Origin of the sequence: Limnoglobus roseus (genome assembly GCF_008254045.1) — a bacterium.
GTDB lineage: Bacteria > Planctomycetota > Planctomycetia > Gemmatales > Gemmataceae > Limnoglobus > Limnoglobus roseus.
The window spans coordinates 4758269-4771921 of sequence record NZ_CP042425.1 but is presented as its reverse complement, the minus strand read 5'-3'; the positions used below and the strand labels follow the sequence as shown (position 1 = coordinate 4771921).

Below are 13653 nucleotides of genomic sequence, written 5' to 3'. Positions count from 1 at the left end.
TCCATCACCTCTTGTCAGATTGCCCGACGTTCCTGCCATATCGTTAAATTCAGGATAATCGTCAAATTATATTTGCCCTATGGTTTGTGGACGATTTATACTAGGCATTAATTTGAAGCCTGCGGCAGAGACGGATCCGCCGACGTTAACTTCTACTGGCTCCGGAGATTCGAGCCGTGAAGACTATCACCTCTTTCCTGTCTGTGGCTATTCTCGCGACGCTGGCCCCCGTTTCTCGGGCGGCATTCATGTCGCCGTACCTCGACTACGACCTGCGGAAATCGTCCTATGCGGATTTGCAGGGTAACGGGCCAGCCCTTTCGTCCCTTGGGGGGGGGATGTTCGCCGATGGCGGTTATGCGTTCAGCGCAAACCAAGGGCTAACGTTGAGCAACGGCCTCACCGGGTCGCTCAGCAGTAGTTACTCCATCGCCTTGCTCTTCGAGTTCGATCAACTCAACGGGTATCGGAAGATCCTCGACTTCAAAAATCGTAGTGCCGATGCCGGCCTGTACAACCTCAACACCGCGTTTAACTTTTACCCGTTCGCCTCCAGCACAGCGGGCCAGTTCACGGCTGGGACATCTGCCACTGTTGTGTTGACCCGTGACGCAATGGGCAATGTCGTCGGGTACGTGAATGGGTCGCAACAAATTAGCTTTTTAGACAGTAGTTCGAATGCCGTCTTCAATGCCATGAACAACGTGGCAACATTCTTCACCGACGACAGCATTACGAACGGGGGCGAGGCGCCTTCCGGCACGGCGTTTCGCATCCAAGTCTATCAGGGAGCACTTTCGTCCACAGACGTGGCAGGGTTGAACCTGTCCGCCCCCAGCGGCGGCGGGGCCGTGGTAACGCCGGGACCGGGCGGATTGCTGGTCGGGCTGATCGGGATGGGCTGCCTCACCCCGTTCGTCCGCCGCCGGGCGGCGAAGACGACCTGACCCGCAGGACGTTACCGATTCCTACCGAAGCACGGGCCACGCCCGTGCTTCTTGCCTTCCTACCCGGAATCGCACCACGTGGGCCGACATCATGAAAACCGAACTGCACTGGATTACGGCCGATTGGCCCGGCCGCCTCGCGATCATGCCGCGACCACGTGGCGGCGATTGGCTGGAGGACGAGGTCCAAGCTTGGCGGCGGGCCGAGGTCAGCGGCGTCGTTTCCCTCCTCGTCGCCGATGAGGTCGCGGATTTGGGCCTCGCCGAAGAGAGCCATCTGTGCCGGGCGAACGGCATTCATTTCACCGCGTTCCCGATTGCCGACCGTGACGTGCCCACATCGCGCGAAGCGTTCTCGGCCTTCATCGCCGACATCGGGATGCGGCTCGCGAGCGGCGAAACCATCGCGGTCCACTGCCGGCAAGGCATCGGCCGCGCGGCCACGGTGGCTATTTGCGCTTTGGTTGCTGCCGAGGTGGAAGTGGAGACTGCGGTTCGCCATGTGAGCGCGGCCCGCGGCTGTCCCGTTCCGGAGACGGCCGAGCAGCGAGAGTATATCGCGGCGTTCGCCAAATCGGCCTTCCTCCGCTGATGGCGTCTTTCTCATCGCGACGCAGTTCCCGCGGGAGGCTCGGTTCGTGAGAGTCGAAGGCTCGTCCCGTACCCCCGCAAGCGGGGGCTATATAAAGCACTTCAGACCGCTTGCGAACCATCTCCCACCGAGACCACTCATGGCCAAGATCACCAAGGACACCATCGGCGTCGGCTTCATCGGGGCTGGCGACATCTCGATTTTGCACGCGAAGGCCGTCCAGCGGACGCCGGGGGCGAAGCTCTACGGCCTTTGGAACCGCAGTCAGGAGCGGGCCGAGGAGCGGGCCAAACAGTTCGGGTGCAAGAACTATCCGACCATCGAAGCCATGCTCGCCGACCCGCTCATCGACGCGGTGTTCATCCTCACGAACTTGGAGACGCACCTCGAATACACCGCGGCGGCGCTGAAGGCCGGCAAGCACGTGCTGGTCGAGAAGCCGGTCGGGCAGTCGGTCGAAGAAATCGAGCAGATGCGGACGCTCGCGGACGCCAAGAAACTCGTCTGCCTGCCGGGGCACAACTACGTCTATGAAGCGTCGATGCAACGCACGAAGGAACTCGTCGATGGCGGCGACCTCGGCAAGATCGTCTCGGCCTACGTGATGTACAACATCCACCACCCGGAGGAAGTCGCGAAGCGATACCCCGGCGTCGTGCGGCAGATCCTCACGCACCACTCGTACATCCTGCTCTACCTCGTCGGGAAGCCGGTCGAACTGTGTGCCATGAAGGCCACCCTGCACTACCAGGAGTACAAGGAGGAAGACATCGCGATGGTGCAGATGCGGCTGCACAACGGCGCCCTCGCCCACTTCTGCGCCAGTTTCGCGGCCGACGACCACGCGGCCGACCCGTGGACGGTCATGGTCAAGGTCATCGGCACGGCCGGCAGCACCCGGTACAGCTACCGCGACCACGTCGAGATCAAGCCCGGCCTCGTGCACTCACAGACGTACACCGCGTACCAGGGCAGCGTCATGAACGAGGTCCGACACTTCCTCGTCGACTGCCTCCGCCACGACCTGCCGCCGCTGAGTACGCTCGAAGACGCCGTCACCGCTCAGAAGATGATCGAGGCGGCCGAGGAGTCGATCCGCAGCAGCAGCGTCGTCCGACTGTGACGATTGGGGTCACGAGGCTTCCCGGCCTGAGTTTCTAAGGAATGTTGCGTCCAGGCGCGGTCGGATCGCCCCTTTCCGACCGCCGCCGTTCACGTATGATCGAGGTACCCTCCACTGACCTGCCGCCCCGGCAGCGCAATTCTTCCTCGACTCGGGAACCCGTTATGCGTCGGATCACACTGGCGATTCTCTTCCTCCTCCTCGCGCCGTTTGCCGCGTCCGCCGTCGAACCGCCGACCGGCTTCACGGCCTTGTTCAACGGCAAAGACCTGACCGGCTGGCACGGCTGGGCCATCCACGGCAAGGGGGCCGCCCCGCAAGATTTGGCGAAGCTCACGCCTGAGGAGCAAGCGAAGAAAGTCGAAGAGTGGACGGCCGACGCGAAGAAGCACTGGAGCGTGCAGAACGAGGAATTGGTGAACGACGGTCACGGGGCGTACCTCGCGACCGACAAGGACTACGGCGACTACGAACTGCTCATCGAGTACAAGACCGTCGCGAAGGCCGACTCGGGCATCTACCTGAAGAACACGCCGCAGGTGCAAATCTGGGACTCGACGGAAGCCGACCCAACGGGCCTCGGCAAGAAGTTCGGCAGTGGCGGCCTGTGGAACAACACCAAGTACAAGCAGGGCAAAGACCCGCTCGTCCTCGCCGACAAGCCGCTGGGCGAGTGGAACAAGTTCCGCATCGTCCAACTCGGCTCCATCACCACCATCTACCTGAACGACAAGCTCGTCGTCGATCACGCGATGCTGGAGAGCTACTTCGATAAGGCGAACCCGCTGCCGAAGGTCGGCAAGTTCCTGCTACAAACGCACGGCGGCGAGATCCGCTGGCGGAACATCTTCCTCAAGGAGTTCACGCCGGCCGAGGCGAACGCGATGCTCGAGAAGAAGGCGAGCGAAGGGCTGACGCCAATCTTCGACGGCAAGACGCTTGACGGGTGGGCCGGCGCGGTCGAGAACTACGAAGTCGTGGACGGCGCGATCGTCTGCAAGCCGAAGAAGGGCGGCGTGCTGCACACGAAGGGCGAGTACGCCGACTTCGTGACGACGTTCGAATTCAAGCTGCCGAAGAACGGCAACAACGGCCTCGCGATTCGCTACCCCGGCAGCGGCGACACGGCCTACGTCGGCATGTGCGAACTGCAAGTCCTCGACGACGACTACAAGGGCATCGACCCGCGGCAGGCGCACGGCTCGGCCTACGGCATGATCGCGGCCAAGCGCGGCTACCAGCGGCCGATCGGCGAGTGGAACTTCGAGAAGGTGACGATCAAGGGTTCCACGATCCAGGTCGAACTCAACGGTAACCTCATCCTCGACGGCGACCTGTCGAAGGTGAAGGAGCCGTACATGGCCAACTCGCCGCACCCGGGCAAGGACCGCACGACCGGCTACTTCGGCCTCGCCGGCCACAACGACCCGGTCGCCTTCCGCAACATCAAGATCAAGGCTCTCAGCAAGTAATCGAAACTCTCCGGCCCACCCTTCCGCGGGTGGGCTTTTTCATTTTCCCTTTTGGAGATTCCCCATGACTTCCCCTCGCATCACCCGCCGTGCGGCCCTGAAAGGCGCGGCAGCCGTCATCGCGGCCCCTACCGTGTTCCGCGCGCACGCGACCGCTGCCCCGAGCGAGACGGTCGCCGTCGCCGGGTTCGGGGCCGACGGCCGGGCGTTCTCGGACTTCTCCGAGATGGCCCGGAGCAAGCACTTCAAGCTCGTTGCCGTCGCCGAAGTCGATCTCGGCCGGATCGCGAACGTGAAGAAGAAGTTCCCGGACGTGAAGGTTTACCAAGACTGGCGGAAGTTGCTCGACGAAGAAAAGAACCTCGACGCGGCGTGCATCTCGACGCCGGACCACATGCACGCGGCGATCAGCCTGCGGGCGATGCGGCAGGGCTTGCACTGTTTCACGCAGAAGCCACTGACGCAGACGGTAGCCGAGTCGCGGCTGATGGCGAAGGTCGCGGCCGACAAGAAACTCGTCACCCAGATGGGCATTCAAATCCACTCGTCGGCCGAGCACCGTACGGTGGTGGCGATCATCCAGTCCGGGGCCATCGGCAAGGTGAAGGAAGTCCACAGTTGGAGCGGCAAAATGTGGGGCGATAAGACCTCCCGGCCGGACCGCACGGACCCCGTCCCGGCGAACTTCAACTGGGACGGATGGCTCGGCGTCGCGGCCGATCGGCCGTTTATCAAGGGATACTACCACCCCGGCGATTGGCGGAAGCGGCTCGACTTCGGGGCCGGCACGTTCGGTGACATGGGCTGCCACATTCTCGACCCGGTCTTCAACTCGCTGGCTCTGACCGCACCGAAGACGATTCAATCGACCGGCGAGTCGGCCCACGCCGACAGTTGGGGGCTGGAAACGGCCGTGACGTTCGAGTTCCCGGAAACGAAGTACACCACCGAGACGCTGACGCTGAACTGGACGAACGGCCCCCGCCGCCCACCGGAAGACGTGCTGAAGCACCTCGGCAGCCGGAAACTCAACGACCAAGGCAGCATCTACATCGGCACCGAAGGCGTGATGTACTCGCCGTACATCGGGATGCCGGTGTTACTGCCGGAGGAGAAGTTCAAGGAGAAGAAAGACCTGCCGAAGCTGCCGGCTCAGGACCACTTCGTGCAGTTCGTGGAAGCGTGCCGCGGTGAGGACAAGGCGTCGGCCCCGTTCTCGTTCGCCGGCCCGCTGACGGAGTTCGTGCTACTCGGCTGTCTGGCAACGCGGGTACCGGGCAAGAAGTTGGAGTGGGACGCCGCGAAGATGACGATCACCAACGACACCGCGGCGAACAAGTTCGTCCGCCGCGAGTACCGCAAGGGCTGGGAAATCGCCGAATCGCTGTGACCAGTGCGGAACGCGGAGTGAAAGGCAAGAAACCCCGGCTTTTTGGTTTTCACTCCGCGTTCCGCACTCCGCATTCCGCACTTCTTACCGACCCTGGTTCCAGTAGATGCGACAGTTGCCGGTCGCGCGGCCAACAGCCACAATATCCGGCCGGCCGTCGCCGTTCAGGTCGCCGACGGCCAAGTCTTCGACCGCCACACCGCCGTCTTCGAGGATGTACCGGTCCCACTTCTCGCCGGTGCTGTCGGCACTGCGGTACAAGCGAACGCCGCGTTTCTCAGTGAACTTGTCGTCCTTCGCCGGGTTGTCCCGAACGCCGATAACCAGTTCGTCCGCCCCGTCGCCGTCGAGATCACCGAACGAAACGGCGTGGCCCCAGCGCAGGTGGTTGTCCAGAACTTGCCGTGTCGGCTTCTTGCCGCTCGGTCCGGTGTAGACGACGATTTCGTTGCCGTGCCAGGGTTCGACGGTCGCGACGACCGCCCCAGTCGAGCGGTCGATGCCGCCGCCCTGGCTCGTTTTCAGCAAGGTGCCGGGCTTGATCTCGCTGGATCCGCGGTTCGACTTCGGGTTGGCTTGATTGGCTTCGTGGGTCAAACTCGTCTGAGTCTTGGTGCCGTTGGCCCCGAGGATGATCGCGGAATAGCCCTCGTAACTGGCGGTCATGAGGCTCATCGGCTTCTTCGCCCCGGGCGGCGTGAACGGGGCGAAGTTGTGGACGACGTGCAGTTCTTCGCTCAGTACCGTCGGCTTCCAACTCTCCGGCTTGTGCGGGGTCGCCGGCACCTTGTACGACAGAATCCGCACCGGCCGGCCGTCGGTCCAGTTCGCCGCCTGTGTTGCCTCGCGGCCCATCAGCGGGGCGAGGACGATTTCCTTCCGGCCGTCGCCGTCGAGGTCGATCGCGCGAATCCGGTGGACCGTTGGTTCGTCGCACGGGATGGCGTAATCGTCCCACGTGTCGTCGATCGTCTTGCCGCGTTTCAGCCATTGCAGAGTGCCGGGGTTCTTCGTGTCAAACGGCTTCCACCCCGCCCCGACGACGAGTTCCAAGTCGCCGTCGCCGTCGATGTCCAGGGCGCAGATGCAGACGTTGTCCGGCTTCGTCTTGCCGTCGAGGATGACTCGCTTCTTCCAGGTCGGGTTCTCGTACCAGACGATCTTGTGCTGATCTACGACGATGATGTCCGGCTTCTTGTCGCCGTTCAGGTCTTCGAGGATGACGGCGTAGCCGATCTTCAGGCTGGCGTCGATCTCTTGCCAGACGAACTTCGGGAAGCCGGCCGGCGGCGGCGGGGCGTCCTGCAGTTTTGGTTCGGCGGCTGGCGCGGTTGTGCCAGTTAACAGGAGCAGAGCCAAGCCGAGAGAGGGCCAAATCTTGGCGCGCATGGATCGAATCTCCAGTCAGTGTTCTAAATTTCGGTCGACTGCATCTTCGCCGACCCGCACAGTTTGTTTATTCGGCAGGACCGAAACCGCTACGACCGGCAAAGTGTGACTTGACCGCCGGGCGTGTGCCGGGACAATGAATCAAGGCCAGCACGGCCGATCGGCGGGGGCGAAGTACCCGATTCCCTTCCGCGTGGGTTGGAGACAGTGGATGTCCTTGCGTTCGTCCCATAAACCGGCCCGCGAATGGTTGCTACTCGTCGTCGCGCTCGTCGTCGTCGGAGCCGTGGTCATCCCGCTGTGGCAGTTCACCGGCAGTGGTGAAACGCGGGCCGAGTTCCTGGCGAAGTGGACGCCGGAACGCATCTCGAAGCTGCTCCTCGGGCCGGAACAAGTCGCCTGCTACCTCTGTTTCGTGTGGGCGACGCTCGTGCTGATCGTCCGTTCCCGCGAAGTCTCCCGCCAACGGGCCGCCTTTCACCTGGAACTGCTGCCGACCGACGAGGGTGCGAGAATCTTGCCCGAAGACGCTCGCCCCCTTGCGCGGAAGGTCGATCAGGTGAGCAGTCGCGGCGGGCCGTACATCCTGGCGAACATGATCCGCCTGGGCCTCGGGAAGTACGCCGTCAGCAAAGCCGCCCCGGACGTGGCGGAAGTGGTGCGAAATCAGGCCGACATCGAGTACGGTCGCCTGACGGCGAGCATGGGCGGCCTCGTCAGTTACCTGGCCTGGGCCATCCCCGCCATCGGCTTCATCGGCACCGTCCGCGGGCTGGCTGGGTCGTTCGGCCTCGGTGGCACGCAAGAAATCGACAACGCGACGTTCCTCCGGGTGGCGACCGACCAGCTCAAGATCGCCTTCGACTGTACCCTGGTGGCCCTGGTGCTCAGCATCGTGCTCATGTACCTGCTGCACTCGGTCCAACGGTCCGAAGAAACACTGGTAATCGACTGCCAGGAATATTGCCAGGAGCACTTGTTGCTGCGGTTGTACGACCCCAGGGCCGACGGCGGGGAGAAGAACTGATGTTCGGATTCGGCACGACGAAGCGATCGGCAACGGCCTCGCACGAGCGGACCAAGTTGATGGGCGTGGACCTGACGGCCTCTCGCGTCCGCGCCATCGCGGCAGCCGGGGGTCACATCAACGCCGTAACGCTCGACGACGCCCAGGACGAGTTGCCACTGTTCATCAACCTGGAACGCCGGACGCCGGAAGTCGGGCGGCAGGGGTACTCGATCTGCCGGACGCTGCCGCACCTCGTTTGCGCGAACTTCCTCCCACAACTGGGCCAGGTCCGCGAGTGGCGGGGGAACCGCGTGTCACTGACGCCGGAATCGGCCCTCGCCGCTACCTTCGACAAGCTCCGCGGCCCGCTCACGGCCGAGGCCGACGGCGGCGTTCTGGTCGTACCGTCGTACCTCGCGGCCCCGCAGATGAAGGCACTATGGGCACTGGCGATGAAGGCCAAGTTGCCCCTCACCGGAACGGGGTCCGCCCCGCTCGCGATCGTCTCCCACCGTGCGAATGCATTCCTCGCCCCGCGAAAACAATCGCCCTCGGCACCGAAGGAAGAAAAGTCCTCCTGGGTCGTGCCGATCCGCCCGCAAGCGGGTGGGCCGGGGGCGGTCGTGATCGTGGACGCGGACGAGTACGCACTCTCGGCCGCGGTCGTAAACGTACAACCGGGGGAAGCCCGCTTGTTGCATCTTGCGACGTGGCCGCGGTTGTCGCTAAAGGCGTGGAAGGATCGGCTGATCGACGCCGCCTCCGACCGCTGCGTGCGGCTCTGCCGCCGCGACCCGCGTGACTCGGCGACGGCCGAGCAAGCCCTGTTCGAGCAACTCGACGTGGCCCTGGACCGCATCCGGCACGCGCAGCCGGTCACGCTCAGCGTGCGGACCGAGAAGTGGTATCAGGACATCGTGCAACAACCGACCGACTTCGATGCGCACTGCGCGCCGCTGATCAAACTCGCCACCGAGGAAATGCGGAACCTGTTCGCGGGAGCCGGCCTCGCGATCCCGCCCCGAGGGATCTGGCTGACCGACACGGCCGCGAAGCTGCCCGGACTGGCCGCCGCGGTCTATCAGAACTCGGCCGAGCAAACGGAAGTCTCGGTGCTCCCGCCCGACGCCGCCACGGAAGCCGCCGCCGCCCTTCACGCCCGCTGGCTGGCCGGCACCCTGCCCCGCGTCCACCTGGACGGCGTGATCGCGTGGGAAGTGCCGCCGCCCGCCAAGCCCCGGCCCGAAACCCGCGGCCAACGGTCAGTTTGACACCCAAACGGTTCTACACGAACGGGGGCGAGCATGGGACTTCCGCCCATCCACCGACCGAAGTTTTCCGCCTGGGAAGCGGAACTACTGATCGATCCCGACCGCATGGAACTCTTGGGCCTCGCCTACGACGACGACGGCGACGACGATTCCTGGGAGAAAGAGTTCGGCCCGCGCAAGCCAAACGTTCGCGTGCTGCCAGAAGAACGCTTCAACGGATTCCTCGTCCGTAGCCGGGTGCTGATCCCGAAGTTCACCGCCAAGCGAATTGGAACGGGTCTAGCTGATGCGGTGATGGGCTACGACGGCGGCAGTGCTTTGTGTTTCGATGGCGAATGGGGCGTCCGCGTCGAAAAGGGAAACGACTGGCTACAGTTGGCCATCTGCTTTGGCTGCCACAACTACACCGTCACCTCATCATGGAACGCCCAAGAAGAGATGCGGGCGATCGGCGGTGGACCTCGGTGGCTCCTCCGTAAGACGTACTACTGGTACCGCCTGGCAAACGTCCTCCGCCTGACCTGAGTCGCACCCATGCTTCGCACCCGCCACAAGACGCCGACGCTGGTGAGCATGTGGATGCTCGACGTGTTTTGTTGCGCCCTCGGCTGCGTCACGCTGCTCTGGCTCGTCAGTAACCGTGACGCGGCCCAGGAAGCCCAGCGGAACAAGGCCGCGATTTCCGAACTTGCGGCCACGCGGTCCACACTCCTCGCGACCAGCCAGGAACTCGAAGCCACCCGCCGCAGTTTGAACGCGGAGATCGACAACCTCAAGGCAAAGCTCCTCGCGACCACGACCGACCGCGACACGACTGCCCAGAAACTCGCCGTGGCGAAGGCCGAGATCACCAACCTCGAAACCAAGCTCGCGAAATCGACGACCGACGTTGCCAGCCTCGAAACCCAGTTGGCGAAAACGGCCGTGCAGCTCACCGAGTTGGACGACGAACTGGCCAAGAAAACGAAGGAGAGCAAAGACCTGACGATGCGAGTGGCCGCCTTGACGGAATCATCGACGGACCTTCAGAAACTTCTCCGCGACAAGGACGCCGAGCGAGAAGCGCTCGCCCTGAAGGCGAAGAAGGCGGCCGAGCAACTCGACGACGCCGACGCGAAGATGCGGGCCATCGCGAAAGCCGCCGACGACGCGAAGGCCGACCTCGCCGCGATGCGAAAGTCGGGCGACGAACTCGCCACCGCGAAGGCCGCCACCCGGGACTTGCAGAAGAAACTCGACGACGCGAACGTGAACATCGTCGACCTACAGGGCGACAAGAAGAAACTCGCCGACAAGGTCGATCAGCTCCGGATCGAGAGCGACGCCAAGTTCGCGGGCATCGCCATGACCGGCCGCCGGGTGGTGTTCGTTGTGGACATGTCCGGCAGCATGAAGTTGGTCGATGACAAGACGGCCGCCCCGGAAAAATGGCCCATTGTGGTCGAGACGGTGACGAAGGTGATGCGGAGCCTGCCGGACCTGGAGCAGTTTCAGGTGGTGCTCTTCTCTCGCACCGCGCGCTATCTTTTTGCCGGTGGAGCCTGGCAACGCTACGCGGGCGCGGAATCGCAAAAAGCCGTGCGCGAGAAACTGCTGAACGAAGACCCGGTCGGCGACACGAACATGTATGAGGCCTTCGACCTCGCGTTCCGCCTGAAGCCGGACGGCCTCGACACCATCTACTTCTTCTCCGACGGCCTCCCGACCAGCGGTGCGGGTATCCCGCCGGACGTGAAAAACATCACCGAAAACCAGCGGATCGACTACCTCACCAAGCACATCCGCCAGTCACTCCGCACTGTCTGGAACCCGGAGCGCGACGCGAAACGGGTGAAGATCAACTCCGTGGGCTTCTTCTTCGAAAGCCCCGAAGTCGGGGCGTTCCTGTGGGCCTTGTCCCGCGAGAACGCGGGCAGTTTCGTGGGGATGAGTCGCCCTTAAGATTAACTCGAAACTCGGTCTCCTCCGGAAGTAGGATTGTCAGCACGCTTTTCGGCCGTTTGACCTGCCGGAAATGCAGAGCTACGGCCGAGAACATCTCACGGACCACCTCGGCCTTCCGCCGGTTGTTCTTACCACCGAGGATGTCCCAGTACTCGTCGATCTTCTTCTCTCGCTCAGCAACCGTAGCCCGCAGTTCGGCCAACCGGTCCTCTAGCGGTATCAGCCGCTCCTCCCATTCCCGGAGTTGTCCGTCCATTTCGACCACTCGCTCACGGGAGGTTTGCAGTTCCCGCTCAGTCTCGGCCCGCCCCTTGGCCCGCACCCACACTGCGTACTCTTCCCTCAACTCGGCCACTTTCTTTTTGGCGAGCTTGACCTTCTCTTCCTCGAACAGGACGAACAGCTTTTTCGCCCGTTCTGGGCTCAGGTCGTCGTCGGCGTGTGCAGCGATCAGTTCGGCCAGTTCAGTGTCCCGAACGGTGCCTTTGACACGATCCGCCGGAGCGTAAATCTCCCGCAGAAATTTGGTGTGATTGGCCCTCTCGAACAACTCCTCCATGCCCTTGAGATAGTCTCTCACCGCTCGCATGAGCAACAGTTCGATATCCCGGTTGCCCCCGAGAAGGTTCAATACCAGTTCGTTGCGTACCATCCGGTCCTCCGGCCGCTGTAGCCGGTCGGAAATGTCGCCCACCTGAGCAAGGATCAATTGCTCGGCTGTGTCGTGGGCAATCCAGTTTCGACCGCAGCCGGTAGAGTACTTCTGGCTGCGCGTCTGGTTGTACATGTAGTAACTACCGCAGACGTAACCCTTCGTGCTGCTGGTGCGGCCGACGTGCATCGGCTTGTCGCAACCAGCGCACACCAGTATGCCGCGAAGCCAGAGATCGTCGAGACGGGGTGGCCGAGGCCGCCGTCCTCGTCCTTGCAGCTTGTTGTTCACCGTCTCCCAGACCGGCAGGTCGATCACCGCTTCGTGTTTGCCCTGAACAATGATTTGCTGCTCCACCGGGTTCCGTCTCGTCTTGCGGTCTTGGTTCGAGGCCGCGACCAGTTGCTCGCCGTCGTACCGCGTGAATTCGCCTCGGCTGGTCTTGTTCAACCGGACCATGCCAATGTACACCGGGTTCTGGAGCATGTCCTCGACCGTCATCCGCAACCACGGCCTGCCGTACCGCAGCATCCCCAACTCGTTGAGCCGTATTGCGAATCGCGCGGCGGTGATGCTCTCGGTAGCGAAGGTGGTGAAGACATACTTCACCGTGTCCATCCGGCTCCGGTCGTAGCTCGGGACGTAGACGATCCGGTCAGTTTCGGCCTTGCGGGGCGGAACGTCTCGCTCGTGTCTGCTCCCGTCCGGCATGATGATCTCGTACTTCGTCTCCCCCTTCTTCGCCCCGGTGGTGACGACGTGCGTGGTCCAGAGGTGCTGCCCTCGGGTGGCGATCCCCGACTACTTCACCCGCGACTTGCAGGAGATGCTGGACTCGGCATTCCGGCGGGACGGCCCGGGGTCGCTCAAGACGGTTGGGACTATCACCATCGGTCCCCGAAGCGCCCCGACGCTCGAAACCGCCGTCACTGACGACGAGGTGCGGTCGTTCGTGACGATCTTCCGCCGCCTGTACATGGAGAACGAACCGGCCAACTTCCTGAAAGCGACGGACGTGTTCATTCGGGCAATGGGCGATCACCCCTACGGCCGCTGGGTCGCCGGGGTCGCTGCCGAGTATCGAAGCCAGTTGGCCGGACCCCCGGACGTGCCGCCGTTTCTGTCGCCGGGCACATGCACGTTTACCACCAAGCGGCTGATCGACGTGTTCCTGTACACGCAGTACGCGCACCAACCGGACGCGAAACGGCAGCGCCAGTTCAGCGAGTGCCTCACCGAGGTCTACGGTCACCGTAGCGTACTGACGTGGTTGTTCTTCACCACCATCTGGCAGGCTAGCCTCGTGATGGGCAACGCCGGGCGGGTGATCTCGGGCTGGTTCGGCCGGTACTGCCAGGAGCACGGTATCACACCCGACGTGCTCAACTCCCTCCGGCACGACCATTCGGGCCTCGGAGCCGCCGAGAAGGCGGCCGACCGGCAGGCGAGGCTGTTTAGGGAGAAGGTTGACGCGCTTGCTATGGACATCTGGCGGCAACACGGCTGTCCGGAAGCCGGTCCCGGACAGTTCGTCGCCCTAGCCCGGGAACAACTTGAGCGGGCGCTCGGCCGGGGTTCGCTGTACGTTGAGGGCCAACCATGACCCTCGACCCGGCCCGGATGCTGTGCGGCGTAGGTGAACTCCACGAAGACGACGTGCGGGTTCGTCCTCAGTGGCTTGTGGAACCCGACCTTCGGGAACACCTTCATCGGGCGCGGCCCGTCCGGCGAGGGGCAGTGCATGCTCAAATCCCGGCAGAATAAGGTGTCACGGATGATACCTTGCTGTGTCAGCCTCCGGCGGGCATGTCTCCGACCCCCAGGCATAATAAGAGCAGGATGTTCTCGTTACTCTTTGCGTTGC

General features: G+C 63.2%; 12 protein-coding genes. 10 read left to right on the top strand and 2 right to left on the bottom strand.

Annotated features, from left to right (window positions below; all coding sequences use genetic code 11):
- Window positions 1-176: 176 nt before the first annotated feature.
- The 5 genes from PX52LOC_RS19920 (at window position 177) to PX52LOC_RS19900 (ending at window position 5524) form a co-directional block, all read left to right on the top strand.
- Window positions 177-947, top strand: a complete 771-nt coding sequence (locus tag PX52LOC_RS19920) for a hypothetical protein (RefSeq protein ID WP_149111743.1) — start codon at window positions 177-179, stop codon at window positions 945-947.
- A 91-nt stretch (window positions 948-1038) separates the two neighbouring features.
- Window positions 1039-1539 carry a protein-tyrosine phosphatase family protein gene (locus tag PX52LOC_RS19915; RefSeq protein WP_149111742.1) on the top strand — a complete coding sequence of 167 codons (501 nt, stop codon included), beginning with the start codon at window positions 1039-1041 and terminating at the stop codon, window positions 1537-1539.
- A gap of 139 nt (window positions 1540-1678) precedes the next feature.
- On the top strand, window positions 1679-2662 hold the full coding sequence (locus PX52LOC_RS19910) for a Gfo/Idh/MocA family protein (RefSeq protein WP_149111741.1): 984 nt from the start codon (window positions 1679-1681) through the stop codon (window positions 2660-2662).
- Between the two features lie 164 nt (window positions 2663-2826).
- On the top strand, window positions 2827-4134 hold the full coding sequence (locus PX52LOC_RS19905; protein ID WP_149111740.1) for a 3-keto-disaccharide hydrolase: 1308 nt from the start codon (window positions 2827-2829) through the stop codon (window positions 4132-4134).
- 64 nt (window positions 4135-4198) lie between these two features.
- Window positions 4199-5524 (top strand): Gfo/Idh/MocA family protein, encoded by a 1326-nt coding sequence (locus PX52LOC_RS19900; RefSeq protein WP_149111739.1) that lies wholly within the window; start codon window positions 4199-4201, stop codon window positions 5522-5524.
- Window positions 5525-5608: 84 nt separating this feature from the next.
- On the opposite strand, the gene PX52LOC_RS19895 is transcribed toward PX52LOC_RS19900, so the two are convergent.
- The gene (locus tag PX52LOC_RS19895; RefSeq protein WP_149111738.1) at window positions 5609-6913 is read right to left on the bottom strand and encodes an FG-GAP repeat domain-containing protein; all 1305 of its coding nucleotides are present in this window, start codon (window positions 6911-6913) and stop codon (window positions 5609-5611) included.
- 211 nt (window positions 6914-7124) lie between these two features.
- Here PX52LOC_RS19895 and PX52LOC_RS19890 point away from each other — a divergent pair, with 211 nt between their 5' ends.
- Genes PX52LOC_RS19890 through PX52LOC_RS19875 form a run of 4 tightly spaced genes read left to right on the top strand, consistent with a single transcriptional unit; the run spans window position 7125 to window position 11134 of the window.
- A complete protein-coding gene (locus PX52LOC_RS19890; RefSeq protein WP_149111737.1) occupies window positions 7125-7940 on the top strand; it encodes a MotA/TolQ/ExbB proton channel family protein in 816 nt (271 codons plus the stop codon).
- Window positions 7940-9193, top strand: coding sequence for a hypothetical protein (locus PX52LOC_RS19885; RefSeq protein ID WP_149111736.1), 1254 nt, complete (start codon window positions 7940-7942; stop codon window positions 9191-9193). Before PX52LOC_RS19890 ends, PX52LOC_RS19885 begins: the two co-directional genes overlap by 1 nt.
- 33 nt (window positions 9194-9226) lie before the next feature.
- Window positions 9227-9718: a hypothetical protein gene (locus PX52LOC_RS19880; protein WP_149111735.1), complete on the top strand. Its 492-nt coding sequence runs from the start codon at window positions 9227-9229 to the stop codon at window positions 9716-9718.
- 9 nt (window positions 9719-9727) lie between these two features.
- Window positions 9728-11134 carry a vWA domain-containing protein gene (locus PX52LOC_RS19875; protein WP_149111734.1) on the top strand — a complete coding sequence of 469 codons (1407 nt, stop codon included), beginning with the start codon at window positions 9728-9730 and terminating at the stop codon, window positions 11132-11134.
- Here the strand turns inward: PX52LOC_RS19875 and PX52LOC_RS19870 are convergent.
- Window positions 11031-12500, bottom strand: coding sequence for a recombinase family protein (locus tag PX52LOC_RS19870; protein WP_149111733.1), 1470 nt, complete (start codon window positions 12498-12500; stop codon window positions 11031-11033). The genes PX52LOC_RS19875 and PX52LOC_RS19870 overlap by 104 nt on opposite strands.
- Here PX52LOC_RS19870 and PX52LOC_RS19865 point away from each other — a divergent pair.
- Window positions 12499-13392 carry a hypothetical protein gene (locus tag PX52LOC_RS19865; protein WP_149111732.1) on the top strand — a complete coding sequence of 298 codons (894 nt, stop codon included), beginning with the start codon at window positions 12499-12501 and terminating at the stop codon, window positions 13390-13392. The genes PX52LOC_RS19870 and PX52LOC_RS19865 overlap by 2 nt on opposite strands.
- The last annotated feature ends 261 nt before the right edge of the window (window positions 13393-13653 follow it).

What these genes read in the sequence shown, in the direction of transcription:
- PX52LOC_RS19915 (WP_149111742.1), top strand. Translation starts at nt 1,039, where the DNA reads ATGAAAACCGAACTGCACTGGATTACGGCCGATTGGCCCGGCCGCCTC.
- PX52LOC_RS19910 (WP_149111741.1), top strand. Translation starts at nt 1,679, where the DNA reads ATGGCCAAGATCACCAAGGACACCATCGGCGTCGGCTTCATCGGGGCT.
- PX52LOC_RS19905 (WP_149111740.1), top strand. Translation starts at nt 2,827, where the DNA reads ATGCGTCGGATCACACTGGCGATTCTCTTCCTCCTCCTCGCGCCGTTT.
- PX52LOC_RS19900 (WP_149111739.1), top strand. Translation starts at nt 4,199, where the DNA reads ATGACTTCCCCTCGCATCACCCGCCGTGCGGCCCTGAAAGGCGCGGCA.
- PX52LOC_RS19895 (WP_149111738.1), bottom strand. Translation starts at nt 6,913, where the DNA reads ATGCGCGCCAAGATTTGGCCCTCTCTCGGCTTGGCTCTGCTCCTGTTA.
- PX52LOC_RS19890 (WP_149111737.1), top strand. Translation starts at nt 7,125, where the DNA reads ATGTCCTTGCGTTCGTCCCATAAACCGGCCCGCGAATGGTTGCTACTC.
- PX52LOC_RS19885 (WP_149111736.1), top strand. Translation starts at nt 7,940, where the DNA reads ATGTTCGGATTCGGCACGACGAAGCGATCGGCAACGGCCTCGCACGAG.
- PX52LOC_RS19880 (WP_149111735.1), top strand. Translation starts at nt 9,227, where the DNA reads ATGGGACTTCCGCCCATCCACCGACCGAAGTTTTCCGCCTGGGAAGCG.
- PX52LOC_RS19875 (WP_149111734.1), top strand. Translation starts at nt 9,728, where the DNA reads ATGCTTCGCACCCGCCACAAGACGCCGACGCTGGTGAGCATGTGGATG.
- PX52LOC_RS19865 (WP_149111732.1), top strand. Translation starts at nt 12,499, where the DNA reads ATGATGATCTCGTACTTCGTCTCCCCCTTCTTCGCCCCGGTGGTGACG.
- PX52LOC_RS19870 (WP_149111733.1), bottom strand. Translation starts at nt 12,500, where the DNA reads ATGCCGGACGGGAGCAGACACGAGCGAGACGTTCCGCCCCGCAAGGCC.